This window comes from Mesorhizobium sp. B2-3-14, assembly GCF_006442175.1.
Taxonomy (GTDB): Bacteria; Pseudomonadota; Alphaproteobacteria; order Rhizobiales; family Rhizobiaceae; genus Mesorhizobium; species Mesorhizobium australicum.
This window is the reverse complement of the sequence record NZ_VFVP01000004.1, coordinates 403,530-427,707: the sequence shown is the minus strand read 5'-3', so window position 1 is coordinate 427,707 and position 24,178 is coordinate 403,530. Positions and strand designations below refer to the sequence as shown.

Below are 24,178 nucleotides of genomic sequence, written 5' to 3'. Positions count from 1 at the left end.
CCAAGTCGAGAAAGCCCGGTCGCGCCACGGCCGGGCTTTTTAGTGTCTGGCCGATCGGATAATGATCTTCTTCATTGAGCCGCGACGGAATCGCGAAGCCGCACCGATGAGAAAACTCCTGCGTTTCCTGGCCATGCTGGTTGCAGCACTGGTGCTCGCCGTGTCGCTCGGCACGCTGGTGCCGCGGCCGCTCTGGCCGGCAGCCGCAGCGGGCGAGGGCATCCGGCACATATTGGTGCTGAAAAATCCGATCCACACCGACATCGCCATTCCCGTGGACGACGAGGTGCGCCGGCGCTTTCGTTTCCTTGCCGATGTCGGCCTGCCATCGGACGCGCCCGAAGTGCGCTACCTCGTCTTCGGCTGGGGTGGGCGCGCCTTCTACCTGGAAACGCCGACATGGTCGCAATTGAAGGCGCTGCCCGCAATCAAGGCTTTGACGCTCGATGCGTCCGTGATGCATGTCGCCGTCGCCGGCAATATTCCCGAGCCGCACCCCGATGTCGCCGGCTTCGACGTGGGCGAAGACCGTTTTGCCGCATTGCTCGATTTCATCGAAGTGAGCTTTCAGGAGGGGCCGAACGGTCCGATCGTCATCGATGATGCCGCCTACTCCAATTTCGATCGCTTTTATGAGGCCAACGGCCATTTCAACGCGCTGATCGGCTGCAACACCTGGACGGCGGCGGCACTGCGCACCGCCGGCCTGCGCACCGGTTGGTGGAACCCGCTGCCGGTTTCCCTTGGGCTGTCGATGCGGCTGTATAATTAGCTTTGCCGCGGGCTCCTTTCAGCGACGGATGATCCGCTGCTGCTCCCACCCGTAAAGCCAGTCCAGATCGGCTGCGAGCTTCTCTCCCGGTCGCGCCGCCAGAAACAGATTGCGGGCCAACGCCACCGGGCCTCGGGCATGCCAGGCAAGCCGGTTGAGCGCGCCGCGACGGATGACCTTGGCGATGCGCGACCGCCGCAGGTTCTCCCAGATGACAAGGCTTTGCGTCAGGTCGCCGGGGAAGTCGGCGATCAAATCGGCAAGCGTCGCCGCGTCCTCGATCGCCATGGCCGCGCCCTGAGCCGCGAACGGCGTCATGGCATGCGCGGCGTCGCCGATCAGCGCGATGCCTTCGGGCATGGTCCAGCGTCGCTGTTCGACTGTGTGGATAGGAAAGGCGGTCCACGGGCCAGCGAGTTCCACCAAACGCGCCAGCGCCGGCGCGGAGCGGCGCATGGCGCCTGAAAGGATGGCGGGATCGGCGTGGCGTGACCACCCGTCGGCGATGCGCTCGCCCCGGGTGAAGGCGGCAAGGTTGAAGGCGCTACCCCTGCTGACGGGGTAGGCGACCATGTGGAATCCGGGGTGCAGGAAGGTTGTGACGCAGTCAGTGGCGCCGGTCGCGGTGAAGGCTCGCCCCGCCTCGTTGTCCGCGCTCACCGTCGCCCGCCAGGCCAGTTCGCCGGAGAAATGGCTGTTCGCCAAGCCGGCTCCGCTGCCTGGACTGGCAAACCTCCGCACCGCTGACCAGACGCCATCGGCGCCGACCAGCAGAGATCCTTGGGTATCGATGACCTTGCGGCCGACCCCGTCTGTCGTGGTGACAACGAATGAACCGGAGGCCACGCTGCTGATCTGCGCGCCGGTGGTGAGATGGATGTCGGGCAGTTGCGCAACGCGCGCCATCAGGGCGTCTTGCAGATCCGCCCGGTGCGCCACGAGATAGGGTGCGCCCCAGCGTTCCTCGCCGGCTGTGCCAAGCGGCACGCGTGCCAGTTGGCGCAGGCTCGCGGCGTCCTTCAGCACCACGGCTTCCGGCTGGACGGCATTGGCAAGAAGCGTGTCGAGCACGCCAAGCGGGCGAAGGATGCGCGTCGCGTTAGGAGAGAGCTGGATGCCGGCGCCCGCCGCTTCGAGACGCTGCGCCTGTTCGAACACCCTCACGGAATAGCCGCGTTCGGCAAAGGCAATCGCCGCTGTCAGCCCGGCGATGCCAGCCCCGGCGATCATGACCTGCCGGGACCGCGTCTCGCTCATGATCGGAAGGTCAGGCGGCCTGGTCGATGTAGAGGCAGCCCGCCGGCAGCGTTTCGGTCGCCTTCAGCTTCGGCGAATAGCGATAGAGGGTCGAGCAGTAGGGGCAGACTTTCTCATTGTCGTCGCCCATGTCTAGAAAAACATGCGGATGGTCGAAAGGCGGGTTGGCGCCCGTGCACATGAATTCCTTGACTCCGATGTCGATCGCCGGGTGGCCCGCATCGTTCTGGAAATGGGGAATGGAACCGCCTGCCATCGTCGTCTCCTTAACGCAGTCTCTCTGCATCTGGATCATATCAAGTCTGTTTGCAAGTTCGATGAAATCAAACTGTCGCAAAAGCCTGTCAGAGAACTGTCGCAAAAGCCTGCCACAGGATAAGTTAAGCCGGTTAACCGGCTGAGGCGCGCGGAAGAGCAGGAATCATGAACGAACTGAAGCCGGTACAGAGCGAATTCAACAATGTCGCGGCAGCGAGCCCGGAAGGCAATCCGGACCGCTTCGTCAACCGCGAATTCTCCTGGCTGCAGTTCAATCGCCGCGTTCTCGAGGAATCGCTGAACACCCATCACCCGCTGCTGGAGCGCGTCCGCTTCCTGTCGATCTCGGCCGCCAATCTCGACGAGTTCTTCATGGTGCGCGTCGCCGGCCTTGCCGGCCAGGTGCGCGAGGGCATCGTGCTGAAGAGCCCGGACGGACGCACTCCCGAACAGCAGCTCGAACAATTGTTGCGTGAGGTCGAGCGGCTGCAGGAGGACCAGCAGAAGAGCCTGTCGGCACTCACGGTGCTGCTCAACAAGGAAGGCATCGAAAGCATCACCCGCGACGCGCTGACAAAGGACGAGAAGGTCTGGCTGGAAGACCATTTCCAGGAGCAGGTGTTTCCCGTGCTGACCCCGCTGTCGATCGACCCGGCGCATCCGTTCCCGTTCATTCCCAATCTCGGCTTCTCGATGGCGCTGCAACTTCGCCATCGCAAGAATGGCGAGGAGATGAGCGCGCTCTTGCGCCTGCCAGTGGCGCTGAAGCGCTTCATCCGCCTGCCGGACCGCAAGCACCATGTCCGCTTCATTCCGCTGGAGGAGGCGGTCGGCCTCTACATCGGCAAGCTCTTCCCCGGCTACGAGGTCAAGGGTTCCGGCACGTTCCGCATCATTCGTGACAGCGACATCGAGGTCGAAGAGGAATCGGAAGATCTCGTGCGCCTGTTCGAAACGGCGCTGAAGCGCCGCCGCCGCGGCTCCGTCATCCGCATCGAATTCGACAAGCTGATGCCTGGGGAATTGCGCGATTTTGTCGCCGGCGAGCTTGGCGTCTCGTCGAGCCGCATCAGCGTGCTCACCGGGCCGCTGGCGCTCAGCCAGATCTCCGAGATCGTCTCCGTTCCGCGCGACGACCTCAAATTCATCCCCTACAACCCACGTTTTCCCGAGCGCATCCGCGAGCATGGCGGCGACTGTTTCGCCGCCATTCGCGAGAAGGACATCGTCGTCCATCACCCCTATGAGTCGTTCGACGTGGTGGTGCAGTTCCTGCGCCAGGCGATGGCCGACCCCGAAGTGGTGGCGATCAAGCAGACGCTTTATCGCACCTCCAACGACAGCCCGATCGTGCGTGCTCTGGTCGATGCGGCCGAAGCCGGCAAGTCGGTAACGGCGCTGGTCGAGCTCAAGGCGCGTTTCGACGAGGAGGCCAACATTCGCTGGGCGCGCGATCTCGAACGCGCCGGCGTGCAGGTCGTGTTCGGGTTCCTGGAACTCAAGACCCACGCCAAGATGTCGCTGGTGGTGCGGCGCGAGGACGGCAAGCTGCGCAATTACGTCCATCTCGGCACCGGCAACTACCACCCGGTCACCGCGCGCATCTATACCGACCTGTCCTTCTTCACCACCGATCCGACGATCGCCCGCGACGTCGCCCAATTGTTCAATTTCATCACCGGCTATGCCGAGCCGACCGCCGAGATGCGGCTGGCGATCTCGCCGTTCACGCTGAGGAACCGCATCCTTCAGCACATTTCGGACGAGGTCACCCATGCGTTGGAGGGACGGCCGGCGCGTATCTGGATGAAGATGAACGCGCTCGTCGATCCCATCATCATCGACGCGCTCTACGATGCCAGCCGCGCCGGAGTGGAGATCGACCTCGTCGTGCGCGGCATCTGCTGCCTGCGGCCGCAGGTGCCGGGCCTGTCGGAGAACATCAGGGTCAAGTCGATCGTCGGCCGTTTCCTGGAGCACAGCCGCATCTATTGCTTCGGCAACGGTCATGGCCTTCCGTCGGACGAGGCGATCGTCTACATCTCCTCGGCCGACCTCATGCCGCGCAATCTCGACCGCCGCGTCGAGACCATGGTGCCGATCACCAATCCAACTGTGCATGAACAGATTCTGGGCCAGATCATGCTGGGCAACATCATGGACAATCAGCAAAGTTTCGACGTATTGGCTGATGGGACCTCCCGGCGCGTGGTGCTGGAGGAGGGCGAAGAACCGTTCAACGCGCAGGAATATTTCATGACCAATCCGAGCCTGTCGGGACGGGGTGACGCGCTGAAATCGCATGCGCCCAAGCGAATCGCCCAGTTCAAGCGCCGCAAGAAGAACGCTGCCACCTGATGCTGTCCAATTCCCAGGGCCGGCTGCAGGACCGCCGACCGCTGTCCATCATCGACATCGGCTCCAATTCGATCCGTCTCGTCGTCTATGAGGGGCTGGCGCGCTCGCCGACCATGCTGTTCAACGAAAAGATGCTGGCCGGCCTCGGCCGTGGCATCGTGTCGACGGGGAAGCTGGACCCCGAGGGGGTGGCGCGCTCGATGGAGGAGTTTCGCCGTTTCCGCGCGCTCTCCGACCAGGCTGGCGCCGAACACATGTACGTGCTGGCAACCGCCGCCGCCCGCGAGGCGATCAACGGTCCCGATTTCATCCATCGTGCCGAGGATGTGCTCAAGACCGAAATCCGTGTGCTCTCCGGCCGCCAGGAAGCGCATTATTCCGCGCTCGGCGTCATCTCAGGCTTCCACCCGGCCAACGGGATTGCCGGCGACCTTGGCGGCGGCAGCCTGGAGCTTATAGACATTGATGGCGAGGCGATCGGCGACGGCATCACGCTGCCGCTCGGCGGCCTGCGCCTGCAGGACATGGCGAAGAACTCGCTCGTCCAGGCGCAGAAGATCGCGCGCCAGGAACTGGCCCGGGCCAAGCTCTTGAAGGGCGGACAAGGCAGGACTTTCTACGCTGTTGGCGGCACCTGGCGAAACCTCGCCAGGCTGCATATGGAGATGAACAACTACCCGCTCGGCGTCATGCACCACTACGAAATATCGGCCGAAAGCGCTCAGAACTTCCTCAAGCAGGTGGCCAGGGGCGAAGTCGAAAAGGTGAGGGGTATCGAGGGCGTCTCCAAGAACCGCCGCTCGCTGCTGCCCTATGGCGCTCTCGTGCTGCAGGAGATTATGACGGCGATGCAGCCGTCCAGGATCGTCGTTTCGGCGCAAGGCGTGCGTGAGGGTTTCCTCTATTCGCTGCTCGACGCGGCCGAGCAGAAGGCCGATCCGCTGATCTCGGCCGCCGAGGAGCTTGCGCTTCTGCGCTCGCGTTCGGTCCATCACGCGCATGACCTGGTCGAATGGACCGGCAAGGCCTTCAAGGCGTTCGGCATCGACGAGACGGAAGACGAAGCGCGCTATCGCCACGCCGCCTGCCTGCTCGCCGATATCGGCTGGCGCGCTCATCCGGAATATCGCGGCAAGCAGTCGCTCAACATCATTGCGCATGCCTCGTTCATCGGTGTCGATCATCCCGGCCGCGCCTACCTGGCGCTGACCAACGCCTACCGTCATGATGGCGTCTTCAATGAATTGGTGGCGCCCGAAATCAGGGCGCTGGCGCCGCCGCGCCTGCTGGAGCGCGCCCGCGTACTGGCAGCGATGATGCGCGTCGTCTATCTGCTGACGGCCGCGATGCCCGGCATCATGCCGAGGCTGAAATGGGAAAGCCGCCCCAACGGCGCGCTGGCGCTGGTGCTGCCGGCCTCGCTCTCCGACCTATACGGCGAGCGCCCGGCCGGCCGGCTGGCGCAACTGGCGCGCATCACCAACCGCCGCCTGGTGCTGGCGGTCGAGGGCGGGCAGAGCGTGTCGGCGAAGTAGTCAAGTCGCGTCGGCGCCTATGCCGAAGCCGCGCCCATCGGCCGACCATGCGCCGGGGCCGGCCATGGCAAGCGCCAGGAAACCACCCGATATCGCGATGTCCTTCATCAGCATCTGCTGGTGCAGGAAGACGAGCGTCGCGTCACCGGCGCCTTGGCCATAATGGCCGATATAGCCGGCCGCGATGCAGAAGCCGGCCAGCAACAGTGCGACGATCCGCGTCCGCAAACCAACGAGGATCAGCAGCCCCGCGATCAACTCGAAAAGGCCGGTGCCCCAGGCGGCGAGCGCCGGCAGCGGCAGGCCGAGGCCGGCGAAATAGCTGGTGGTGCCGGCGATGTTGGCGAGCGCCTGGAAGCCGGACGGCACGAACAGCACGGCAAACAGCAGCCGCGAAACCAGAAGCAATGCACTGCGACCCATGGCTCCCTCCCTTGCCGGCACGGTCGCCGGCGACCATTGCAGTCTAATGCATGTCGCCCGGGAGTGTCCTTGGTCCGGGACAACGACATGCATAAAATCAGAAGCTTACAGCAGCTCGGGCGAAATCTATTTGCCGCGACGTGCTGTAGGCCTGTGGTCACATAACGAAAAAGCGGCGCGGAAAATTCCGCGCCGCTCGTTTCAGGTCCTTGGGAGGAAAAAACCTCAGCCGCGCTTGGCGTCGATCGAATAGGCGCCGGCACCCGAGGAGGCCAGCAGCAGGAAACCGCCGGTGATGGCGACGTTCTTGAGGAACTGGATCATCTGCATCTGGTCGGCCCAGCCGGTGTGGGCGACCAGCCCGGTCGCGATCGTAAAGATCGCGAGCACCCAGGCGGCGATCCTGGTCTGGAAACCGACGAGGACGGCAAGGCCGCCAAGCAGCTCGATCAGTCCGACGATGACGGCCGTTGCCGTCGGCGCCGGCAGGCCGAGGCCGCCGAAATAGGCGGCGGTGCCGGAAATGGCTGTGAGCTTGCCGAATCCAGAAAGCAGGAAAATGACCGCGAGCAGGATGCGGCCGATGAGGATGGTGACAGAGCTGTTGGACGCGGTGCCGCTGCCGGCGAAGGAAGTGTTTGTGGACATGGTGGCTCTCCGAATGGGGTTGATGCCCCGTCAGATAGAGCATGCCGACTGTTCACCAAAGCCGCCTATCCGGCGACACATTGTTCACAGGGCATACGTTTCTGTGAACCGGTGAAAAACGGAAATTCGTGTCGGTCGATGCGCTGGCGTGAGGATATTCTCCCGCCGAAAAATGCCTTCACCCCGGATGCGTCATGTCCTGCGGCCGCACCAGGCGGTCATAGTCGGCCTCGCTGACCAGTCCGGTTGCCAACGCTTCCTCGCGCAACGTCGTGCCTTTCTTGTGCGCGGTCTTGGCGATCTTGGCGGCGTTGTCGTAGCCGATGGTGGGCGCAAGCGCGGTCACCAGCATCAGCGAACGGTCGAGTGCCGCCTTGATGTTGTCCTCTCGCGCCTCGATGCCGACGACGCAATTGTCGGTGAAGGAGACCGAGGCGTCGGCGAGCAACTGCACCGACTGCAGGAAATTGTACGCCATCAGCGGATTGTAGACGTTGAGCTCGAAATGGCCTTGGCTGCCGGCGAAGGTAAGCGCCGCATTGTTGCCGAACACCTGCACGCAGACCTGCGTCATCGCCTCGCACTGGGTAGGGTTGACCTTGCCCGGCATGATCGAGGAGCCGGGTTCGTTTTCCGGCAGCGACAATTCGCCGAGGCCCGAGCGCGGGCCGGAGCCAAGGAAACGGATGTCGTTGGCGATCTTGAACAGTGCCGCGGCCGCGGCATTGATGGCACCGTGCGAGAACACCATGGAATCATGTGCGGCGAGCGCCTCGAACTTGTTCGGCGCGGTGACGAAAGCGATTCCGGTAATGGCGGCGATGCGATCGGCCACCCGCTCGGCGAAACCGACCGGCGCATTGAGGCCGGTGCCGACGGCGGTGCCGCCCTGCGCCAGTTCCTGCAGGCCGGGCAGCGTCTGCTCGATGCGCTTGATCGAGGAGGCGACCTGCGCGGCATAGCCGGAGAATTCCTGGCCCAGCGTCAGCGGCGTGGCGTCCTGCGTGTGGGTACGGCCGATCTTGATGATATGGTTGAAGTCCCGGCTCTTGGCGGCGAGCGCCTTGTGCAGGTGGTGCAGCGCGGGGATCAGGTCATGCTCGATCCGCTCGGCGCAGGCGATGTGCATGGCCGTCGGATAGGTGTCGTTCGAGGACTGGCTCATATTGACGTGGTCGTTGGGGTGCACCGGCTTCTTCGAGCCCATGACGCCGCCCAGCATCTCGATCGCGCGGTTCGAGATCACCTCGTTGGCGTTCATGTTGGACTGCGTGCCCGAGCCGGTCTGCCAGACCACCAGCGGAAAGTGGTCGTTGAGCTTGCCGTCGATGACCTCTTGCGAGGCCTCGATGATCGCCTTGCCGATGGCCGGATCGAGCCGCTTGAGCTCCATGTTGGCTTCCGCCGCCGCCCGCTTGACGATGCCCAGCGCGCGCACGATCGAAGCCGGCTGCTTCTCCCAACCGATCTTGAAATTGCCGAGGGAACGCTGCGCCTGGGCGCCCCAATAACGGTCGGCGGCGACCTCGATGGGGCCGAACGTGTCGGTTTCGGTTCTCGTCTTTGGCGTGCTCACGGCAAGGCTCCGGTCTGTCGATTTGGGCAACGGCGTATCGCGTTGCACAAATGGCTTCAAGCGGAGAATAACGCGGCTGCGGATGCAAATCGGTTGAAGATGCTTCCGATCTCCCCACTGGAACCCTTGGAGCAGAGATCGGCGGCTTCGCGTTCTCAACTCAAGGGCGAACCGACAATATCGATGCCATTTTCCGCGCAGATCCGCACCAGAGCCTCGATCATCTCGGGCGTCGGCTCGGACAGCGGCGGCAATTCCGGCTGTCCGGCGGGGCGGCTCGCCTGACGCAGCATCGTCTCGAACCCGCGGCCGCGCGTGACGGTCAGAGCGCGCGCACCTTCTGGAGATTCGACCCTGTATGTGTGCGGCAGGCCTTTCGGCGCAATGAGGGTCTCGCCGGTACCAGCGACCCGCTCCTGTCCGTCGATCCGAACGCGCAGCTGTCCTTCTAGGATATGAAACACCTCGTCTTCGTGCCGATGCACATGCAGCGGCGGAGAATCGCCATGGGGCATGCGGTGCTCGACGACACAGATGCCGTCCTCGCCCTCCGCCGACGATATCCGAATTGCAACCAGTGTGTTGTTGAACCAGAAGAGTTCCTTGCCTGTAATGGTCCCGACGGTCATTGTCATGGTTCTTCCTCCTTTGTTGCCCTCGGACGGGTCGCGGTCGGAAGGATCTGATCAGGTGCATGCCGCCGATGGAAATCCAATGATCATATGAGGCGGATTGATGCCATGAATTTAAATGCGCTCGACCTCAATCTGGTCAGGGTGCTCGATGCGCTTTTGCGCGAACGAAGCGTGACGCGCGCCGGCGAGCAGATCGGGCTGAGCCAGCCCGCCGTGAGCGCCGCGCTCAATCGCCTGCGTCATGTCCTCAACGACCAGTTGTTCGTGCGGCGCGGCAACGACATGGTGCCGACCCCGCGCGCCGAAAGCCTGACGGAGCCGGTGCGCGCGGCACTGCGCGAGATCGAACGCGCCTTTCATTCGGCGCATTCGTTCAATCCGGCGGAACTTGAGCGAACCTTCACGCTCATGGGGGCGGACTTCTTTTCCATGCTACTGATGCCGACACTGGCGGTGCGCGTCGCGGCTATCGCGCCGCATGCGTCGTTACGGTTTCTCGATAGCGCGCGAGGCGATGTTTCGCGTCTGCTCCAGGACGATGAAATCGATGTGGCTCTCGAACGTCCGCTGGAGGTCTTGGATTGGGTCTCCAGCGTACCGCTGTTCCATTCGCCATTCGCAATCATTGCGGCGCAAAACAATGCTGCAATCAGAATGGCGGGGATCGCAGGGGGCGAGCCTATTCCGCTTGAGCTTTTTTGCGAACTGCCGCACGTTCTTCGCTCTATCGACGGCTCGATGTCGGGCTCCACCGACGAGGCGCTCCGCAAAATCGGGCGAAGCCGCCGTGTAAGCCTGGCACTGCCTCACTTTCAAGCTGTCGCGTTGGCCGTCGCAAACGGAAACTACCTTTCCGCGGTTCCCAGGCAGTTCGCGGTTTGGGCAGCCAAGACCCTGCCTCTCGCCATCTTCGAGCCGCCACTTCCCATCGCCGTTCCTGAAATCAGGATGTACTGGCACGCACGCCGAGACGACGAGCCCCCTCATCGCTGGATTCGCCTTCAGATCCTGGACGTTGTGGGCGCTCTTGGATTTGTGGAAAGCGCCGCTGGTGAAGTTGCCGCGCCATAGCGGCCAGGCAGTTCACCCCGCCGTGTAGCCGCCGTCGACGGCAAAGATGCCGCCACTGGTCCAGCCAGCCTCGTCGCTGGCGAGATAGACCGCCATCCCGGCGAGGTCGTCAGGCCGGCCGATGCGGCCGAGAGGATAGCTGCGCTCGACATAGGCTTTCAGTTCCGCCTGTGCCTCGGCCGGCAGGTTGTCGACGGTCTTGCGCCGCATTGCGGTATCCACCGTACCGGGTGCGATTGCGTTGACGCGGATGCCGCGCGGACCGAGTTCGAAGGCCAGCGATTTGGTCAGCGAGTTCAACGCGCCTTTGGACAGGGAGTAGAGGCTTGATGGCCGTTTCGGGATCATCTTGTTGGCGAAATAAGAGGAGATGTTGATGACGGATGCACCTGCACCGAGATGCGGCAGCAGCCCCTGGGTGAGGAAGAACGCCGCCGTCACATTGAGCGCGAAAGAGTGCTGGAACTGTGCCTCGCTGACACTCTCGAACGGCACGAGATAGGCGACACCGGCATTGTTGACGAGAACGTCGAGTGGCCGGCCGGATTCTTTCGCCTGCTCGACGACCGCTGCGAGGCCGGGGCTGGTGGCGAGGTCGGCCGACAATGTCGCCACCATGCCTATCGAGCCGAGGGCCGTCAGCTTCTGGCGAGCGGTGTCGAGTTTGCCCGCGTCGCGGCCCACGATCAGGACATCGGCACCCTCGTGCAGGAATGCCTCGGCGATCGCCAGGCCGATGCCATCCGATCCGCCGGTGATCAACGTCCGCTTGCCGTGAAGCCTCATCACGCACCTCACCATGCGTTTGCCATCAAACAGAGGGATCGCACCGCATGTCCGTGACGGGGTCAAGTCATCAGGCTATCCCAGGGTATGAACTTCGGCCGGCGTCCGGCGCAAGCGCCCGACGGCCGGCTGGCCTGAGACCCGTCGCAGCGCGAAAACCGGACGACGTGCGGGTCGGTTTCACGCGCTGGCGGTGGAGCGCTCCTGAGTAGCCAGCCGCGCGGCGACATAGCCCTTGACCTGCCGGATCGCCTGTTCGCGCGAGACGCTGCCCGGCTGCAGGCCGAGCCGAAGCCAGAGTCCGTCTATCAAGGCCGTGACGCCAAGCGCGATGTCGTCGGCCTCGTTGGGTGAGGCGAGGCCGCGCAGGCCGGACAACAGGTTCGAGCGCATGCGCCCATGGATCACCTTCTGGATGCGCGCCAGCTTTTCATCGCGCGGCACCTCGGCGCAGAGCGAAAGCCAGGCATGGCATAGAGGCGGCAGGAAGAGATGCTCCTCGAAATTGCCCTCGATCACCGCGTCCAGGCGTTCCATCGAAGTCCGCGCCCGGCGAAGCCTTGCGACCACCGCGTTGCATAGGACTGCGTTGGCCTCGCGCATGGCGTGCTCGAACAATTCCTGCTTGTTGCGGAAATAGTGCAGCACGATGCCTTTGGAGGCGCCTGCATGGGCGGCGACTTTTTCCAGCGTCGCCCCCGCAATGCCTTCGCGCTCCAGAACCGCGAAGGCCGCCTGGCGCAATTCCTTTCGGCGTATGTCGCCAAGGCGTTTCAGTTTCACGAGATTGTTCCATGCCTCACGAATCCATGTTGACATTTTCGCCCCGCGAGATCAATCATTGACCCATGGGACAACAAAAAGACCGATGGGTCAACACAATAAGGAGAACGGAAATGGTGCGTATCCTTGCAAGCTGTCTGGCCGCGCTGGCGTTGGCCTCGCAGGCTGCCCTGGCGGCCGACGCCGAGCAATGCCGTGTGGTCCGCATGGCCGAGCCCGGCTGGAACGATCTCGCTTTCACCACGGGTGTGGGCAATGTGCTTCTGCAAGCGCTCGGCTATCAGCCACAGAGCGAGGTGCTGGGCATCAACGTCATCTACGAAGGCATGAAGAACCGGGATCTCGACCTGTTCCTGGGTTACTGGGACCCGGCGATGGTCACCTATTACGAACCCTACAAGAAGGACGGCTCGATCGAGAATGTGCGTGTCAATCTCGTCGGCGCCAAATACACGTTCGCAGTCCCGACCTATGTCTGGGAGGCAGGGGTCAAGGACGTCTCCGACCTGCGCAAGTTCGCCGACAAGTTCGGCAAGAAGATGTATGGCATCGAGCCCGGCTCCAACCAGCTGATGATGGACGCCATCGCCGATCCGGCCTTCGGCCTCGATGGCTGGCACGTGGTCGAGTCCAGCGAAGCCGGCATGCTGTCGGAGGTCGGCTACGAGATCAAGGAGAAGCAGTTCATCGTCTTCCAGGGCTGGGCGCCGCATCCGATGAACACCATGTACGACTTCAAGTATCTGACCGGTGGCGACAAGTTCTTTGGCCCGAATTTCGGCGCCGCGACGGTGACGACGCAGGTCCGCAAGGGCTACCTGCAGGAATGTCCTAACGTGGCGCAGTTCCTCGGGAATCTCGTCTTCGACATCGATTTCGAGAATGTCGGCATGGGCTACCTCATCAATGACGGCATGAAGCCGGAGGAGGGGGCGCTGAAGGCGATCACGATGAACAAGAGCCGTCTCGATGCCTGGCTCGCCGGTGTCACGACTTTCGATGGCAAACCTGGTCTTGCCGCCGTCAAGGAAAAGCTTGGCCTGTGAGACCGCCGGACGCCTTGCCCATGGCCTGTGTGGAACAGAACGCCTGGGCTGGCCGCAAGCAATGGGTCAATATCGGCGATCTCGACACCGCCTATGTCGAGATCGCCGGTGCCGGGCCGCCGCTGTTGCTGATCCATGGTTTCACCGACACCAGCCGCAGCTTTTCGCTGCTGGCGCCGCATTTGGCTGGCCGCCGGCTGATCATGCCCGATCTGCGCGGCCATGGTGCCTCGCAGGCGGGCGGCGGCTACCGCGTCGCTGATTTCGCCGAGGATATTGCCGGGTTGATCCGGCATCTGCGGCTGGACCGGCCTGTCGTCGTCGGTCATTCGCTGGGCGGCATGGTGGCAATTGCATTGGCCGCCCGGCAGCCGGACTTGATCGGAGGCCTGGTCGTGCTGGCCAGCACGCTGAAGCCCTGCTTCACGCCGGACCATGCGTTGCCGGTCGGCATCCTGGCCTTGCACGATCCGATATCGCCGGCCGACCCGTTCTTTGCCTGGTGGCATGCGTGCCAAACCTCGGTGCCGCGGACGTTCCTCGCGGGCCTGGCGACGGAAGCTTCCGCCATGCCTGCGGCCCGCTGGCGTGCCATTCTGGAGGAAGTCCGCATCACCGACCTGACCGCCGAGGCACGGGCCGTGCGGGCAAAGGCACTGATCATCGCCGGCGCTTGCGATCCGCTTTTCGACGAGCCGCACCAGCAGGCCTTGGCCGACGCGCTGACCGGATCCCGTCTCGTCTGGGCGCAAAATTGCGGTCACAATCCCCATTGGGAGGACCCGGCCTTTGTCGCCTCGGCGATGGCGGGACTGCTGTCCGGCCGCTGATCACCGCAACAGCGATCGGGCCGTGGGCACCAGCCGCAACGTCTCGGCCGGCTTTATGCTAATGGCCTGCATGTTCTGGTCAAGCGCCTGCCACGCCGGCGAAGTGGCGAGGCGATGGCTGGCGTGGGCATCGCCGTCGGGGAAGCCGGCGACGGTGATAAAGACGTTTTCGCCGGCGCGTACGGGTAGCCGCGGGAAGGTGTTTGCGGCCGGCTCCGTCAGGAAGGCGCCAAGCAGACGCGCGCCGGTCTGGGCAAGCCGCGCAACCATCTCCGCACGGAAGCGCCCGGCGAAGTCGGCGCCGATGCCCGGCCGTAAATGATGAATCGAAATCTCAACCAGGCCGGGCAACCCGCTCCGTTCGCTTGTGCTTTTGACCATGTCGGCCATTGGCCGGCGCAATCCCGACAGATCGAAGCCGGCATCCGGCCACGCCGGCCGCAGCAGCAACACATCGTCGGAATCGATCATCGTCGCGTTGGCCGCGTCGCGGTGCGCCGCCCATACCGGGCCGTCATAGAACGCGCTCAGAGCATCCTTGCGCGCATCCATGCTCTCGAAACCGCGCATCCAGACGAACATATCGGGGCGGTCCAGGTCGCGGAACTGGCCGATGATGGTCATCCCCGCGTCTTCCTGGCTTTCGATGAACTGCGTGTCGAAGATATCGATCAACGTTTCGCGCCGGCCAGGCTTCAACGTGTACTGCCGCAATTCGGCGATTGGCGAGGCGAGTACCGCCGGCTTAGGCGTGGCATTCGGGATCGGGCTCATCCGCGGGTTCTCCAAAACAGGTTGATCGTCCTGTTTATAAACAGACCGGTTGCCCTGTTTTGTCAACATGCTATCCTTTTACAATGTCAGCAGAGCTCAACACCCGGCCAGGGCGAGTCCGAGGCAAACGCATCAACGACCCCGAAGGCATGCGCCGCAAAGTGCTCGATGTCGCCGAGGCAGCGTTTCAGGCACGCGGCTATCATGCTTCCAGCCTCGGCGACCTGATGGCGGCGGCAGGCGTCAGCGGTGGCGCGTTGCATCATCACTTCCCGACCAAGAAGGCGCTGGCGCTGGCGGTCATCGACGAGCGCGTGGCGGCGGCGGTCGAGGAGACGTGGATCGCGCCGGTGCGGCAGGCGGCTTCGGCCCGCGAGGGCATGCGTCAGGTGTTCGACGCCGTGGCGGCGGAACTGGAACGGCAAGGTTTCGTGCGCGGCTGCCCCCTCAACAATCTGGCCCATGAACTGTCGCTCGCCGATCCCGAATTTCGGAATGCCCTTGCCGGCGTCTTTTCGGCATGGCGCCAGGCGATCGCCGACAAGATCAGGGCCGACCAGCGGGAGGGCAGGGAGCAAGGCACGGATCCCGAGCATTTTGCGGTGTTTGCGGTCGCCGCCTATTCCGGCGCCATGTCGATGGCCAAGACAGCACAGGACGCCGGCCCCTTGCGCGATTGCCTTGCGGCGCTGGAGCGGAGCACCTCGCAAGCGGCATCATCGCAGGGCGAGCCGGTGGCGCGGCGACGTCGCAGGGTGCTGCGCCGGCATGGCGGCATTTGAGGCAGGTGGATCGCTGGGCCCACTTTGTGGCTGACGTGAAAAGGGCCGCTCGACGCGGCCCTTTCCTCAGCGGTCAAGCGATTTCTTGACCTTGTCCTTCGCGTCGCCATAGGCCTTCTGCACCTTGCCGGTGGCCTTGTCGGCCATGCCTTCTGCCTGCGTCTGCCTATCGCCGGTCACTTTGCCGGCGGCTTGCTTGACCGAGCCTTTTACCTGCTTGGCCGCACCGGCGACCTGATCCTTGTTCACCATTTTCGCATCTCCCGGGTTTGGTTCGCCTTGGCAAACGAGCCGGCACGGTTTCGGTTCCGACAGCCGCCGCTTATGTCGGCGAAACAGGGTGTCTTTCGGGCGCCGCGCCGGCAGGCTAGGGTGCCGGCCAGCGCACTCCGCAAGGAGCAAACCGCCAAGGGGGACAAATGTCGGAATTCACGCTCTATATCGGCAACAAGTGCTTCTCGTCCTGGTCGCTCAGGCCCTGGGTGGCGATGCGGCACCTGGAGATACCGTTCGAAGAGGTCTTGGTGCGGCTGCGCACCCCCGAGACCGCCGCCAACCTGGCGAACGTGTCGCCGACAGGTCAAGTCCCTGTCTTGGTTCACAAGCCCTTGAACCACACTGGCGGAATGGTCTGGGAAACCCTTGCCATCCTTGAATACCTCGCCGATCTCTTTCCGGAGAAAAAGCTCTGGCCGGCCGATATCGGCGCCCGGGCGCTGGCGCGTTCGGTGGCGACCGAGATGCATTCCGGCTTTCGCGAAGTCCGCTATGGCTGGCCGATGAATTTGCGGCGGCCAAAGGGCCACAAGCCACTCGACGCCGAGGGCGAGGCGCAACGCGCCCGCATCGAGGCGCTGTGGCGCGAGTGTCGCGAGAAACACGGCAAGGGCGGCCCGTTTCTGTTCGGCCATTTCACCGCGGCCGATGCCATGTATGCGCCTGTCGTCACCCGCTTCGACACCTATGGTGGGGATCTGGCGCCCGATACCAAGGCCTATGTCGACGCCATCCTCGCGCTGCCGGCGATGCGCCAATGGTATGCGGAAGCGGCGAAGGAGCCGTGGCCGGAGCCGGGGCCGGATGAATAGGACCCGTCTGCGAAGCGGTCTTCCCCGTTGACCGGGACGGCCTATCTAGGAGCATTGGCGCGGCGCGCTTTGGAGATGTTGCAATGACCGTTTCTTCCATGCTTGCCGGCAAGGTTGCTCTCGTCACCGGCGCTTCCTCGGGCATTGGCGAGGCGACGGCTGCGGCACTGGCTGCTGCCGGGGCAAGGGTGGCGGTCGCCGCCCGTCGGGTCGATAGGCTCGAAGCTCTGGCCGCCCGCATCGAAAAAATCGGCGGAACGGCTTTGCGCATCGAGGCCGACGTCACCAGCAATGACGATGTCGCGGCCATGGTCGGGAAGGTGGTTGCCGAATGGGGTCGGCTAGACATTCTTGTCAACAATGCCGGCGTGATGCTGCTCTCGCCGGCAGCGGAGGCAACGCTCGATGACTGGCGCCATATGGTGGAACTCAACCTGCTGGCGCTGATGGGCGTCACCAAGGCGGCGCTGCCGCATCTCAAGGCTGCCAAGGGCCATATCGTCAATGTCTCGTCGGTCGCCGGCCGCGTCGCCAATCCCGGCGCCAGCGGTTACGCGGCGACGAAATTTGGTGTCGTCGGTTTTTCGGAATCACTGCGGCGCGAAGTCTATGCCGACAAGGTTCGCGTCACCGTGATCGAGCCGGGCCTGGTGCGCACAGAGCTTGGCGACCATATCACCAACGCTGCCTCGAAGGCGGGGCTGGACCAGCGCCTCGCCACGATGGAAGCGCTGACCGCCGAGGATGTCGCCGCCGCCATCCTCTATGCCGTCGGCCAGCCGGCGCGCGTCAGCGTCAACGAGATCGTCATCAGACCGACCGACCAGGAACGCTGAGCGGCCGCCGGCAACGCTCAGGTGCGGGCGCTTGTTCAGCATGGACGTTGGCCAGATGACGTCCTTTCAGGCGTCGAATTCTCGGATCGATGGCGCAACATTTGACAGGCGTCTGAAACACGCGTAGAAGAAAGTCGTCGATATTTGTTTGACTGACTTTTGTTATCCGCGCTTCCGGGCGCGCCTTTGACGAACTTCCCACATCAAAAATCGAGACAAACGGCGTTGTGCATCCGCATGACGGCGAACGAATATTTGCCATGGAAAGGGTTCGTCATGAGCACCGGCACAGTCAAGTGGTTCAACGCCACCAAGGGTTTTGGTTTTATTCAACCTGACGACGGCTCCGCCGACGTTTTTGTCCACATCTCGGCGGTGGAACGCGCCGGTATGCGCGACATCGTCGAGGGCCAGAAGCTCGGCTACGAGATGGTCCGCGACAACAAGTCGGGCAAGATGTCCGCCGACCAGTTGAAGGCGGCCTGAAGAAAGAATTCAGCCGTCCCGGTGACCACGGATGTACTGGCACTGGTGAACGGCGAATTGGGGCGCATGGCCACGGGAACCTGAGTTTCCACGGCCTGTGCTGCCCATCAGGAGCTAGCCTTGCGCATCCAGTTGGATGCGCGGCGCTCCCAGGGAAGGTCAGGCGGTGCCTGGCCTTTTTCATTTTACGCTTGTTGCCGCCGAAAATGCGCTGCGCATTGAGCTGAACGTGCTAAGGGACGCTCCAGCATCTTGAATCCGCTGCCGCATCGCTTTGTGCATGGTCCCGACCGAAGACCCGGTCTCGTCCTATCGGCACCAGGCTCCTGACAGGAGAAAGATTTTGACAGCCCATTCGAAGACAGCCGTCGATCCGGCCGTGTCGCTGTTCAGCAAGACGCAAACCCAGTCGATGTCGCTTAACCGCATCATTTCCGAGCGCGATGCCGTCAGCGAAGCGCGGGAAGCCAAGACCGCGCGCCTGCGCGAGCTGCGGCTGGAGAAGGAGGCCGACGAGATGGCGGCAGCGGCGGCACTCGCGGCGCTGCCGAAACGAGCCGGAAAACGCTGATGGCCACCAAGCGCGTACCGCAAACGCCAATCGCGGCCGATGCGACCATTGCCGACATGGTCGAGACCCTGGACAAGCCGGTCGAATATGTCCGGCGCGTGCTGGAAAAGCTCGAACGCTGCAAGCGCGCCCATGGCGATGCCCAGGTGCGCGTCGGCGTGCGCGGCCGGGCCGAGTGCCCGAACTACCTCATCGAATATGTCCGCGAAGACGCCAAGACCCATGAGCGTGTCACCTATCAGGATGCCGCCTATAGCGGCAGCACGCATCGTGAGCTGGCCGCGCACCACATCGCGGAAGCCAGGAACTGGTCGCCCGAGGAAATGAACATCACGGCGGTTTCCGCGTTGATCGGCCGCTTGCGCAATCCGCGCGCACCATCATCGCGTTTCGCCGACGAGGATTGAAATGGCCATAAAATTCTCCGCCAAGGATCAGCCGGCAGCGCCGGCTCCCGCCGCAAAGCCGGCCAAGCCGGTTGCCGCGCCGAAGGCCGCCGCCGCCGACCAGGCAGCGACCGATCTGTTCAAGTCGCCAGCGGACGCACCGAAGGGCAAGACCGGCAAGAAGAAGTAGCGCCTTGCCGCGGGACGCCGATCGCAATCTCGCCGCGCCGGGGCCGTTTGCCCAGGCAGCCACGACCAGCCTGCCGTCGGCACAACCAGGCATCGCTCCTATGTTCGATTGCCAGAGCTGCGGCGCGTGCTGTTCCTATTCAGCCGAGTGGCCGCGCTTTTCGACAGAGGACGATGCGCAGCTCGACCGCATCCCGGAAAAATACGTGGCGGCCGACCTGTCGGGCATGCGCTGTGACGGCGTGCGCTGTTCGGCCCTGTCTGGCGAAGTCGGCAAGTCGACCGCCTGCACCATCTATGACCTGCGCCCGGATGTCTGCCGCGCCTGCATGCCTGGCGACGACGAGTGCCTGATGGCGCGCCGGGCGCTCGGATTTTCCACCTCTTAGCGGCGGCTTGCTGGCGGCGAATGCATGTCGCCCGGAAGCGTCCTCGGTTCCGGGACAACGACAAGCATAAATCAGAAGCTTACAGCGGGTCGGCGAATCCTGTCGGCGCGACATGCTGTAATGACTGTCGCTTGTGCGCACCCCGCTTGCTGGCTAGGCTGCGTCAGGGTAGGGCGCCGGAGGAAATCATCGTGAGCATCGAATTTCTGTTGACGTCGCTGATCGTCGTAGCTTCGCCGGGCACCGGCGTACTCTATACGCTGAGCGCCGGGCTTTCGCGTGGTGCGCGGGCCTCGATCATTGCCGCCTTCGGCTGCACGCTCGGCATCATCCCGCATATGGCGGCCGCCATCACCGGTCTGGCGGCGCTGCTGCACACCAGTGCTGTCGCCTTCGAGACGCTGAAATATCTGGGCGTCGCCTATCTGCTCTACATGGCCTGGAACACGCTGAAGGAAAAAGGCGGCCTGAGCGTCGAGGACAATGTCGCGCCGCGCTCGGCTGGCAAGGTGATCGCCACCGGCATCCTCGTCAACGTGCTCAATCCGAAACTGTCGATCTTCTTCTTCGCCTTCCTGCCGCAATTCGTCAGCACCACCGAACCCAACGCACTGTCGAAGATGCTGGAGCTCAGCTCGGTCTTCATGTTTTTGACCTTCGTGGTTTTTGTCGGCTACGGCATCTTCGCGGCGTCGATCCGCAGCCATGTCGTGTCGCGGCCAATGGTGCTGACCTGGATGCGCCGGACTTTTGCCGGCGCCTTCGTCATGCTCGGCGCCAAGCTGGCGCTGGCGGATAGGTGATCGAGGCGCTTAGTCTAGCCCTTGACATAACCCATCGCCTCGACGATCCGCCCGTCCGCGACGCGCATCAGGTTGACGCCGCGCAGCGAATTGCCGTCGGCCATCCAGTAGCGCCAGCGGATCGTGGCGCGGTCGCCGGCCACGAAAGTCTCTTCGAGGTCGAAGCGCGTACCGGGTGCGGTGGCGATCGCCGACCACAGCTCGACGCAGGCTGCCTTGCCGGCGCGGCGCGCGCCGTCCGGCGCCGGCGTGGTGTTCTCGATAACGCAGTCCTGAGCCACCAGATCGCCGAGCGCAGAGGGATCGTGATGCTGGAACACATCGTTGTAGCGCCGCATGATTTCAGCCGTTTCGCCGGAGCGGTTGGCCGTGGTGATGTCGATGATCAATTCCTGGGTCATGCGACTTCTCCTTCCGTTCAGTGACTTATGAGGTTCGCTTTCAGCGTGATCGTGGCGACGCCGGCCAGCGCCCGCGAGACGAGGCATCCCGCCTTGGCCGACTGCGCTAGCCGCTCGAAGTCGGCGGCGGGGAGCCTGGGGACGTTCGCCTCCGTCTCCAATTCAATGCGGGTAATCGTCGGCCCGGCCGCGGTGGCGCCCAGATGCACCTTGGCGGTCGTGTGGATGTCGCTTGCGACATGACCTTCACTGCCGAGGACGGCGGTGAGCGCCATCGAGAAGCAGCCGGCATGGGCGGCCGCGATCAGTTCCTCCGGATTGGTGCCGGGGCCGTTTTCGAAGCGGGACGGGAACGAGTAGGCGCCCTCGAACAAGCCGCTGCCCAGCCTGAGCCGTCCGGAACCTTCCTTGAGCGGGCCGTGCCATTCGGCCGATGCTTCGCGAATTGTCATTGCTGTCTCTCCTCTGCTTGATGAAATGAAGGCTCCGCGACCGCTTCCTCATGCATCACGAGCCAGGCCGCCGTCTTGCCCTTTCCGCCGATACTCATCCATCTCTGCCTCCGAAATATGTAGACCGATTTACATATTATGTAGACCGGTTGTCCTATTACAGGCAAGCCCTATAATGCGCGCTCCTGACAGGGGTGACATGGCGACAGACACACGCACGCGGATGATCGAGGCGACGGCACTGCTTTTGCGGCGGCGCGGCTATTACGGCACTTCGCTCAACGACATTCTGAGCGCCAGCGGCGCACCCCGCGGCTCGCTCTATTTCCACTTCCCAGGTGGCAAGGATCAGCTGGTCGTCGAGGTGACTCGCGCCAGCGTCGCCGAGGTAAGCGAGCGGCTGGGTGAGGCTTTGGCCGCCGAACGCGACCCTGCGGTCGCCGTCCATCACATCTATCAGTCGGTGGGACGCATGCTGGAAGACAATGAGTTCTCACTCGGCTGCCCGGTCGCGCCGGTCGTGCTGGACTCGCCAGGCGACGTGCCCGACCTTGTCGAACTGTGCCGCTCTGCCTTCGAACAGTGGATCGGCTTGCTGCGTGAGGCTTTCGTCAGGGCAGGAGTGCCCGAGCGTCGCGCGCAGGCACTGGCGCTGCTGGTCGAGTCTTCGCTGGAAGGCTTGATGGTGATTGCCCGCGCCACCCGCGATCGCTCATCGCTCAACGCAGTGGCCGACGAGGTGGCCGTGCTTATCGAGCAGGCCGTGCTCGCCGGCAAGGTGACACAGCGGGCGGAGACTACCGCTGTCTGACCGCTAGTCCCAACTGACTGCGGTGGAGCACCAGCCTCAAGCAAAGAAAAGGGCGACCACTCGGCCGCCCTTTCGATAATTTTGCGAGGATGGACTTCTTAGAAGTCCATGCCGCCACTCAAGCCCGCTTGCGGGCTTGAGCAACTTGGATTCATGGGCGTGCTTTATGGACTTCTTAGAAGTCCATGCCGCCCATGCCGCCCATGCCGCCGCCGCCCATGCCGCCAGGCATGCCGCCGCCAGCCGAATCCTTCTTCGGAGCTTCGGCGATCATGGCTTCGGTGGTGACGAGCAGGCCGGCGACCGAGGCCGCGTCCTGGAGGGCCGTGCGCACGACCTTGACCGGATCGACGATACCCATGACGATCATGTCGCCATATTCGCCGGTCTGGGCGTTGTAGCCGAAGGTCGCGCCCTTGTTCTCAAGGATCTTGCCGGCAACGATCGAGGCTTCCGCACCAGCGTTGGCCGCGATCTGGCGGGCCGGAGCCTGCAGCGCACGACGAACGATGTTGATGCCGGCGGCCTGGTCGGCGTTGACGCCGGTCACCTTGATGTTGGCCGAAGCGCGCAGCAGGGCAACGCCACCGCCAGCAACGATGCCTTCTTCCACGGCCGCGCGGGTCGCGTTGAGGGCGTCATCGACGCGGTCCTTCTTTTCCTTGACTTCGACTTCCGTCGCACCGCCGACGCGGATCACCGCAACGCCGCCGGCGAGCTTCGCCAGACGTTCCTGCAGCTTCTCCTTGTCGTAGTCCGAGGTGGTCTCCTCGATCTGCTGCTTGATCTGGGCGACGCGGCCCTGGATCTCGGCCTTCTTGCCGGCGCCGTCGACGATGGTGGTGTTCTCCTTGGAGATCGACACCTTCTTGGCGCGGCCGAGCATGTTGAGGCCGACATTCTCGAGCTTGATGCCGAGGTCTTCCGAAATGACCTGGCCACCGGTCAGGATGGCGATGTCTTCCAGCATGGCCTTGCGGCGATCACCGAAGCCCGGCGCCTTGACGGCGGCGATCTTCAGGCCACCACGCAGCTTGTTGACGACCAGCGTGGCGAGCGCCTCGCCTTCGACGTCTTCCGAGATGATGAGCAGCGGCTTCGAGGTCTGCACGACTGCTTCGAGGACCGGCAGCATCGCCTGCAGGTTGGAGAGCTTCTTCTCGTGCAGGAGGATGTAGACGTCCTCCAGCTCGGCAACCATCTTGTCGGCGTTGGTCACGAAGTAGGGCGAGAGATAGCCGCGGTCGAACTGCATGCCTTCGACGACTTCGAGTTCGGTCTCGGCGGTCTTGGCTTCCTCAACCGTGATAACGCCTTCGTTGCCGACCTTCTGCATCGCTTCCGCGATCATCTTGCCGACCGACTCGTCGCCATTGGCCGAGATCGTGCCGACCTGGGCAACTTCCTCGGAGGTCTTGATCTTCTTGGCGGCCTTGCCGAGAGCAGCGACCACTTCGGTGACGGCCAGATCGATGCCGCGCTTCAGGTCCATCGGGTTCATGCCGGCCGCAACCGACTTGTGGCCTTCCTGGACGATCGACTGCGCCAAAACGGTCGCGGTCGTGGTGCCGTCGCCGGCGATGTCGTTGGTCTTCGAAGCAACTTCGCGGACCATCTGCGCGCCCATGTTCTCGAACTTATCTTCAAGCTCGATTTCCTTGGCGACGGTGACGCCGTCCTTGGTGATGCGCGGGGCGCCGAACGACTTGTCGATGACGACGTTGCGGCCCTTGGGACCGAGCGTGACCTTCACCGCGTCGGCGAGAATGTTGACGCCGCGCAGCATGCGCTCACGGGCATCGCGGGAGAATTTTACGTCTTTGGCAGCCATGTTTTAGCTCCTGGCAGGGGCTCGGATAGAGCCCGAAAAATTCAAGTTGAGGGTGAGGCCGATAATCAGCCGATGATGCCCATGATGTCGGATTCCTTCATGATCAGAAGGTCTTCGCCATTGAGCTTGACTTCGGTGCCCGACCACTTGCCGAACAGGATGCGGTCGCCGGCCTTGACGTCCAGCGGGACCAGCTTGCCAGCTTCGTCACGAGCGCCGGAGCCGACGGCGATGATCTCGCCTTCCTGCGGCTTTTCCTTCGCCGTATCCGGGATGATGATCCCGCCAGCGGTCTTGGATTCGGATTCGACCCGGCGAACGACCACGCGGTCATGAAGCGGGCGGAACTTCGACTTTGCCATTTTTTCTTCCTCGATGAGAACGGTGAGAAACAGTTCCTC

30 protein-coding genes are annotated in these 24,178 nt (G+C 63.5%); 16 read left to right on the top strand and 14 right to left on the bottom strand.

Annotated features, from left to right (window positions below):
- Positions 1-106 precede the first annotated feature (106 nt).
- Positions 107-772 (top strand): TIGR02117 family protein, encoded by a 666-nt coding sequence (locus FJ950_RS13835; protein ID WP_140617167.1) that lies wholly within the window; start codon positions 107-109, stop codon positions 770-772.
- 18 nt (positions 773-790) lie between these two features.
- Here FJ950_RS13835 and FJ950_RS13830 read toward each other — a convergent pair whose 3' ends face one another.
- A complete protein-coding gene (locus FJ950_RS13830) occupies positions 791-2,029 on the bottom strand; it encodes an FAD-dependent monooxygenase (RefSeq protein WP_140617166.1) in 1,239 nt (412 codons plus the stop codon).
- Positions 2,030-2,039: 10 nt separating this feature from the next.
- The gene (locus tag FJ950_RS13825) at positions 2,040-2,285 is read right to left on the bottom strand and encodes a zinc-finger domain-containing protein (protein ID WP_015318409.1); all 246 of its coding nucleotides are present in this window, start codon (positions 2,283-2,285) and stop codon (positions 2,040-2,042) included.
- Between the two features lie 167 nt (positions 2,286-2,452).
- On the opposite strand from FJ950_RS13825, the gene FJ950_RS13820 reads away from it, so the two are divergent.
- Both FJ950_RS13820 and ppx read left to right on the top strand, forming a co-directional pair.
- Complete coding sequence (locus FJ950_RS13820) at positions 2,453-4,645, top strand: RNA degradosome polyphosphate kinase (protein WP_015318408.1); 2,193 nt, start codon at positions 2,453-2,455, stop codon at positions 4,643-4,645.
- Positions 4,645-6,180 carry an exopolyphosphatase gene (ppx, locus tag FJ950_RS13815; protein ID WP_015318407.1) on the top strand — a complete coding sequence of 512 codons (1,536 nt, stop codon included), beginning with the start codon at positions 4,645-4,647 and terminating at the stop codon, positions 6,178-6,180. Before FJ950_RS13820 ends, ppx begins: the two co-directional genes overlap by 1 nt.
- Here ppx and FJ950_RS13810 read toward each other — a convergent pair whose 3' ends face one another.
- From FJ950_RS13810 to FJ950_RS13795, 4 genes are all read right to left on the bottom strand, one after another.
- The gene (locus tag FJ950_RS13810; RefSeq protein WP_140617165.1) at positions 6,181-6,603 is read right to left on the bottom strand and encodes a DoxX family protein; all 423 of its coding nucleotides are present in this window, start codon (positions 6,601-6,603) and stop codon (positions 6,181-6,183) included.
- Positions 6,604-6,828: 225 nt separating this feature from the next.
- On the bottom strand, positions 6,829-7,251 hold the full coding sequence (locus FJ950_RS13805; RefSeq protein ID WP_140617164.1) for a DoxX family protein: 423 nt from the start codon (positions 7,249-7,251) through the stop codon (positions 6,829-6,831).
- A gap of 178 nt (positions 7,252-7,429) precedes the next feature.
- Complete coding sequence (fumC, locus tag FJ950_RS13800; RefSeq protein ID WP_140617163.1) at positions 7,430-8,827, bottom strand: class II fumarate hydratase; 1,398 nt, start codon at positions 8,825-8,827, stop codon at positions 7,430-7,432.
- Positions 8,828-8,982: 155 nt separating this feature from the next.
- Complete coding sequence (locus FJ950_RS13795) at positions 8,983-9,462, bottom strand: cupin domain-containing protein (protein ID WP_140617162.1); 480 nt, start codon at positions 9,460-9,462, stop codon at positions 8,983-8,985.
- 87 nt (positions 9,463-9,549) lie between these two features.
- On the opposite strand from FJ950_RS13795, the gene FJ950_RS13790 reads away from it, so the two are divergent.
- Complete coding sequence (locus tag FJ950_RS13790; protein ID WP_246681312.1) at positions 9,550-10,533, top strand: LysR family transcriptional regulator; 984 nt, start codon at positions 9,550-9,552, stop codon at positions 10,531-10,533.
- A 12-nt stretch (positions 10,534-10,545) separates the two neighbouring features.
- Here the strand turns inward: FJ950_RS13790 and FJ950_RS13785 are convergent, their stop codons facing one another.
- Together FJ950_RS13785 and betI are read right to left on the bottom strand one after the other, a co-directional pair.
- Complete coding sequence (locus tag FJ950_RS13785; protein ID WP_015318401.1) at positions 10,546-11,319, bottom strand: SDR family oxidoreductase; 774 nt, start codon at positions 11,317-11,319, stop codon at positions 10,546-10,548.
- A 180-nt stretch (positions 11,320-11,499) separates the two neighbouring features.
- Complete coding sequence (betI, locus tag FJ950_RS13780) at positions 11,500-12,138, bottom strand: transcriptional regulator BetI (protein WP_015318400.1); 639 nt, start codon at positions 12,136-12,138, stop codon at positions 11,500-11,502.
- A 77-nt stretch (positions 12,139-12,215) separates the two neighbouring features.
- On the opposite strand from betI, the gene choX reads away from it, so the two are divergent.
- Positions 12,216-13,148 carry a choline ABC transporter substrate-binding protein gene (gene choX / locus FJ950_RS13775; protein ID WP_140617161.1) on the top strand — a complete coding sequence of 311 codons (933 nt, stop codon included), beginning with the start codon at positions 12,216-12,218 and terminating at the stop codon, positions 13,146-13,148.
- 20 nt (positions 13,149-13,168) lie between these two features.
- A complete protein-coding gene (locus tag FJ950_RS13770; protein ID WP_181171215.1) occupies positions 13,169-13,978 on the top strand; it encodes an alpha/beta hydrolase in 810 nt (269 codons plus the stop codon).
- Here FJ950_RS13770 and FJ950_RS13765 read toward each other — a convergent pair whose 3' ends face one another.
- Positions 13,979-14,818 (bottom strand): NIPSNAP family protein, encoded by an 840-nt coding sequence (locus FJ950_RS13765; protein WP_348641167.1) that lies wholly within the window; start codon positions 14,816-14,818, stop codon positions 13,979-13,981.
- Positions 14,819-14,901: 83 nt separating this feature from the next.
- Between FJ950_RS13765 and FJ950_RS13760 the strand changes: the two genes are divergently transcribed.
- Positions 14,902-15,534: a TetR/AcrR family transcriptional regulator gene (locus FJ950_RS13760; RefSeq protein ID WP_181171213.1), complete on the top strand. Its 633-nt coding sequence runs from the start codon at positions 14,902-14,904 to the stop codon at positions 15,532-15,534.
- A gap of 66 nt (positions 15,535-15,600) precedes the next feature.
- Here the strand turns inward: FJ950_RS13760 and FJ950_RS13755 are convergent, their stop codons facing one another.
- Positions 15,601-15,786 carry a CsbD family protein gene (locus FJ950_RS13755; protein WP_015318399.1) on the bottom strand — a complete coding sequence of 62 codons (186 nt, stop codon included), beginning with the start codon at positions 15,784-15,786 and terminating at the stop codon, positions 15,601-15,603.
- Between the two features lie 167 nt (positions 15,787-15,953).
- Here FJ950_RS13755 and FJ950_RS13750 point away from each other — a divergent pair, with 167 nt between their 5' ends.
- The 8 genes from FJ950_RS13750 to FJ950_RS13715 all read left to right on the top strand — a co-directional run bounded on the left by FJ950_RS13750 (position 15,954) and on the right by FJ950_RS13715 (position 20,282).
- Entirely contained in the window at positions 15,954-16,622 is a 669-nt protein-coding gene (locus FJ950_RS13750) for a glutathione S-transferase family protein (protein ID WP_140617159.1), read from the top strand.
- Positions 16,623-16,705: 83 nt separating this feature from the next.
- Entirely contained in the window at positions 16,706-17,458 is a 753-nt protein-coding gene (locus tag FJ950_RS13745; RefSeq protein WP_140617158.1) for an SDR family NAD(P)-dependent oxidoreductase, read from the top strand.
- A 276-nt stretch (positions 17,459-17,734) separates the two neighbouring features.
- Positions 17,735-17,944, top strand: a complete 210-nt coding sequence (locus FJ950_RS13740) for a cold-shock protein (protein ID WP_010915421.1) — start codon at positions 17,735-17,737, stop codon at positions 17,942-17,944.
- A gap of 343 nt (positions 17,945-18,287) precedes the next feature.
- Complete coding sequence (locus tag FJ950_RS13735) at positions 18,288-18,515, top strand: hypothetical protein (RefSeq protein WP_015318396.1); 228 nt, start codon at positions 18,288-18,290, stop codon at positions 18,513-18,515.
- Positions 18,515-18,922 (top strand): hypothetical protein, encoded by a 408-nt coding sequence (locus FJ950_RS13730; protein ID WP_140617157.1) that lies wholly within the window; start codon positions 18,515-18,517, stop codon positions 18,920-18,922. The genes FJ950_RS13735 and FJ950_RS13730 overlap by 1 nt, the downstream gene beginning before the upstream one ends.
- A gap of 1 nt (position 18,923) precedes the next feature.
- Positions 18,924-19,091 (top strand): hypothetical protein, encoded by a 168-nt coding sequence (locus FJ950_RS13725; protein WP_015318394.1) that lies wholly within the window; start codon positions 18,924-18,926, stop codon positions 19,089-19,091.
- Between the two features lie 100 nt (positions 19,092-19,191).
- Complete coding sequence (locus tag FJ950_RS13720; RefSeq protein ID WP_015318393.1) at positions 19,192-19,479, top strand: YkgJ family cysteine cluster protein; 288 nt, start codon at positions 19,192-19,194, stop codon at positions 19,477-19,479.
- Positions 19,480-19,670: 191 nt separating this feature from the next.
- On the top strand, positions 19,671-20,282 hold the full coding sequence (locus FJ950_RS13715) for a LysE family translocator (protein ID WP_015318392.1): 612 nt from the start codon (positions 19,671-19,673) through the stop codon (positions 20,280-20,282).
- Between the two features lie 14 nt (positions 20,283-20,296).
- Here the strand turns inward: FJ950_RS13715 and FJ950_RS13710 are convergent, their stop codons facing one another.
- Both FJ950_RS13710 and FJ950_RS13705 read right to left on the bottom strand, forming a co-directional pair.
- Complete coding sequence (locus tag FJ950_RS13710; protein ID WP_140617156.1) at positions 20,297-20,683, bottom strand: nuclear transport factor 2 family protein; 387 nt, start codon at positions 20,681-20,683, stop codon at positions 20,297-20,299.
- 17 nt (positions 20,684-20,700) lie between these two features.
- Positions 20,701-21,135 (bottom strand): OsmC family protein, encoded by a 435-nt coding sequence (locus tag FJ950_RS13705; RefSeq protein ID WP_140617155.1) that lies wholly within the window; start codon positions 21,133-21,135, stop codon positions 20,701-20,703.
- Between the two features lie 199 nt (positions 21,136-21,334).
- Here FJ950_RS13705 and FJ950_RS13700 point away from each other — a divergent pair, with 199 nt between their 5' ends.
- Complete coding sequence (locus FJ950_RS13700) at positions 21,335-21,946, top strand: TetR/AcrR family transcriptional regulator (protein WP_140617154.1); 612 nt, start codon at positions 21,335-21,337, stop codon at positions 21,944-21,946.
- A 175-nt stretch (positions 21,947-22,121) separates the two neighbouring features.
- On the opposite strand, the gene groL is transcribed toward FJ950_RS13700, so the two are convergent.
- Entirely contained in the window at positions 22,122-23,777 is a 1,656-nt protein-coding gene (gene groL / locus FJ950_RS13695) for a chaperonin GroEL (protein ID WP_015318388.1), read from the bottom strand.
- Between the two features lie 65 nt (positions 23,778-23,842).
- Positions 23,843-24,139, bottom strand: coding sequence for a co-chaperone GroES (groES, locus tag FJ950_RS13690; RefSeq protein WP_006203049.1), 297 nt, complete (start codon positions 24,137-24,139; stop codon positions 23,843-23,845).
- Between the last annotated feature and the right edge of the window lie 39 nt (positions 24,140-24,178).

Bases quoted from the DNA above. Each gene is read 5' to 3' on its own strand.
- FJ950_RS13835 (WP_140617167.1), top strand. From the start codon at position 107: ATGAGAAAACTCCTGCGTTTCCTGGCCATGCTGGTTGCAGCACTGGTG.
- FJ950_RS13830 (WP_140617166.1), bottom strand. From the start codon at position 2,029: ATGAGCGAGACGCGGTCCCGGCAGGTCATGATCGCCGGGGCTGGCATC.
- FJ950_RS13825 (WP_015318409.1), bottom strand. From the start codon at position 2,285: ATGGCAGGCGGTTCCATTCCCCATTTCCAGAACGATGCGGGCCACCCG.
- FJ950_RS13820 (WP_015318408.1), top strand. From the start codon at position 2,453: ATGAACGAACTGAAGCCGGTACAGAGCGAATTCAACAATGTCGCGGCA.
- ppx (WP_015318407.1), top strand. From the start codon at position 4,645: ATGCTGTCCAATTCCCAGGGCCGGCTGCAGGACCGCCGACCGCTGTCC.
- FJ950_RS13810 (WP_140617165.1), bottom strand. From the start codon at position 6,603: ATGGGTCGCAGTGCATTGCTTCTGGTTTCGCGGCTGCTGTTTGCCGTG.
- FJ950_RS13805 (WP_140617164.1), bottom strand. From the start codon at position 7,251: ATGTCCACAAACACTTCCTTCGCCGGCAGCGGCACCGCGTCCAACAGC.
- FJ950_RS13795 (WP_140617162.1), bottom strand. From the start codon at position 9,462: ATGACAATGACCGTCGGGACCATTACAGGCAAGGAACTCTTCTGGTTC.
- FJ950_RS13790 (WP_246681312.1), top strand. From the start codon at position 9,550: ATGAGGCGGATTGATGCCATGAATTTAAATGCGCTCGACCTCAATCTG.
- FJ950_RS13785 (WP_015318401.1), bottom strand. From the start codon at position 11,319: ATGAGGCTTCACGGCAAGCGGACGTTGATCACCGGCGGATCGGATGGC.
- betI (WP_015318400.1), bottom strand. From the start codon at position 12,138: ATGTCAACATGGATTCGTGAGGCATGGAACAATCTCGTGAAACTGAAA.
- choX (WP_140617161.1), top strand. From the start codon at position 12,216: ATGGTGCGTATCCTTGCAAGCTGTCTGGCCGCGCTGGCGTTGGCCTCG.
- FJ950_RS13770 (WP_181171215.1), top strand. From the start codon at position 13,169: ATGGCCTGTGTGGAACAGAACGCCTGGGCTGGCCGCAAGCAATGGGTC.
- FJ950_RS13760 (WP_181171213.1), top strand. From the start codon at position 14,902: ATGCGCCGCAAAGTGCTCGATGTCGCCGAGGCAGCGTTTCAGGCACGC.
- FJ950_RS13755 (WP_015318399.1), bottom strand. From the start codon at position 15,786: ATGGTGAACAAGGATCAGGTCGCCGGTGCGGCCAAGCAGGTAAAAGGC.
- FJ950_RS13750 (WP_140617159.1), top strand. From the start codon at position 15,954: ATGTCGGAATTCACGCTCTATATCGGCAACAAGTGCTTCTCGTCCTGG.
- FJ950_RS13745 (WP_140617158.1), top strand. From the start codon at position 16,706: ATGACCGTTTCTTCCATGCTTGCCGGCAAGGTTGCTCTCGTCACCGGC.
- FJ950_RS13740 (WP_010915421.1), top strand. From the start codon at position 17,735: ATGAGCACCGGCACAGTCAAGTGGTTCAACGCCACCAAGGGTTTTGGT.
- FJ950_RS13730 (WP_140617157.1), top strand. From the start codon at position 18,515: ATGGCCACCAAGCGCGTACCGCAAACGCCAATCGCGGCCGATGCGACC.
- FJ950_RS13725 (WP_015318394.1), top strand. From the start codon at position 18,924: ATGGCCATAAAATTCTCCGCCAAGGATCAGCCGGCAGCGCCGGCTCCC.
- FJ950_RS13720 (WP_015318393.1), top strand. From the start codon at position 19,192: ATGTTCGATTGCCAGAGCTGCGGCGCGTGCTGTTCCTATTCAGCCGAG.
- FJ950_RS13710 (WP_140617156.1), bottom strand. From the start codon at position 20,683: ATGACCCAGGAATTGATCATCGACATCACCACGGCCAACCGCTCCGGC.
- FJ950_RS13705 (WP_140617155.1), bottom strand. From the start codon at position 21,135: ATGACAATTCGCGAAGCATCGGCCGAATGGCACGGCCCGCTCAAGGAA.
- FJ950_RS13700 (WP_140617154.1), top strand. From the start codon at position 21,335: ATGGCGACAGACACACGCACGCGGATGATCGAGGCGACGGCACTGCTT.
- groL (WP_015318388.1), bottom strand. From the start codon at position 23,777: ATGGCTGCCAAAGACGTAAAATTCTCCCGCGATGCCCGTGAGCGCATG.
- groES (WP_006203049.1), bottom strand. From the start codon at position 24,139: ATGGCAAAGTCGAAGTTCCGCCCGCTTCATGACCGCGTGGTCGTTCGC.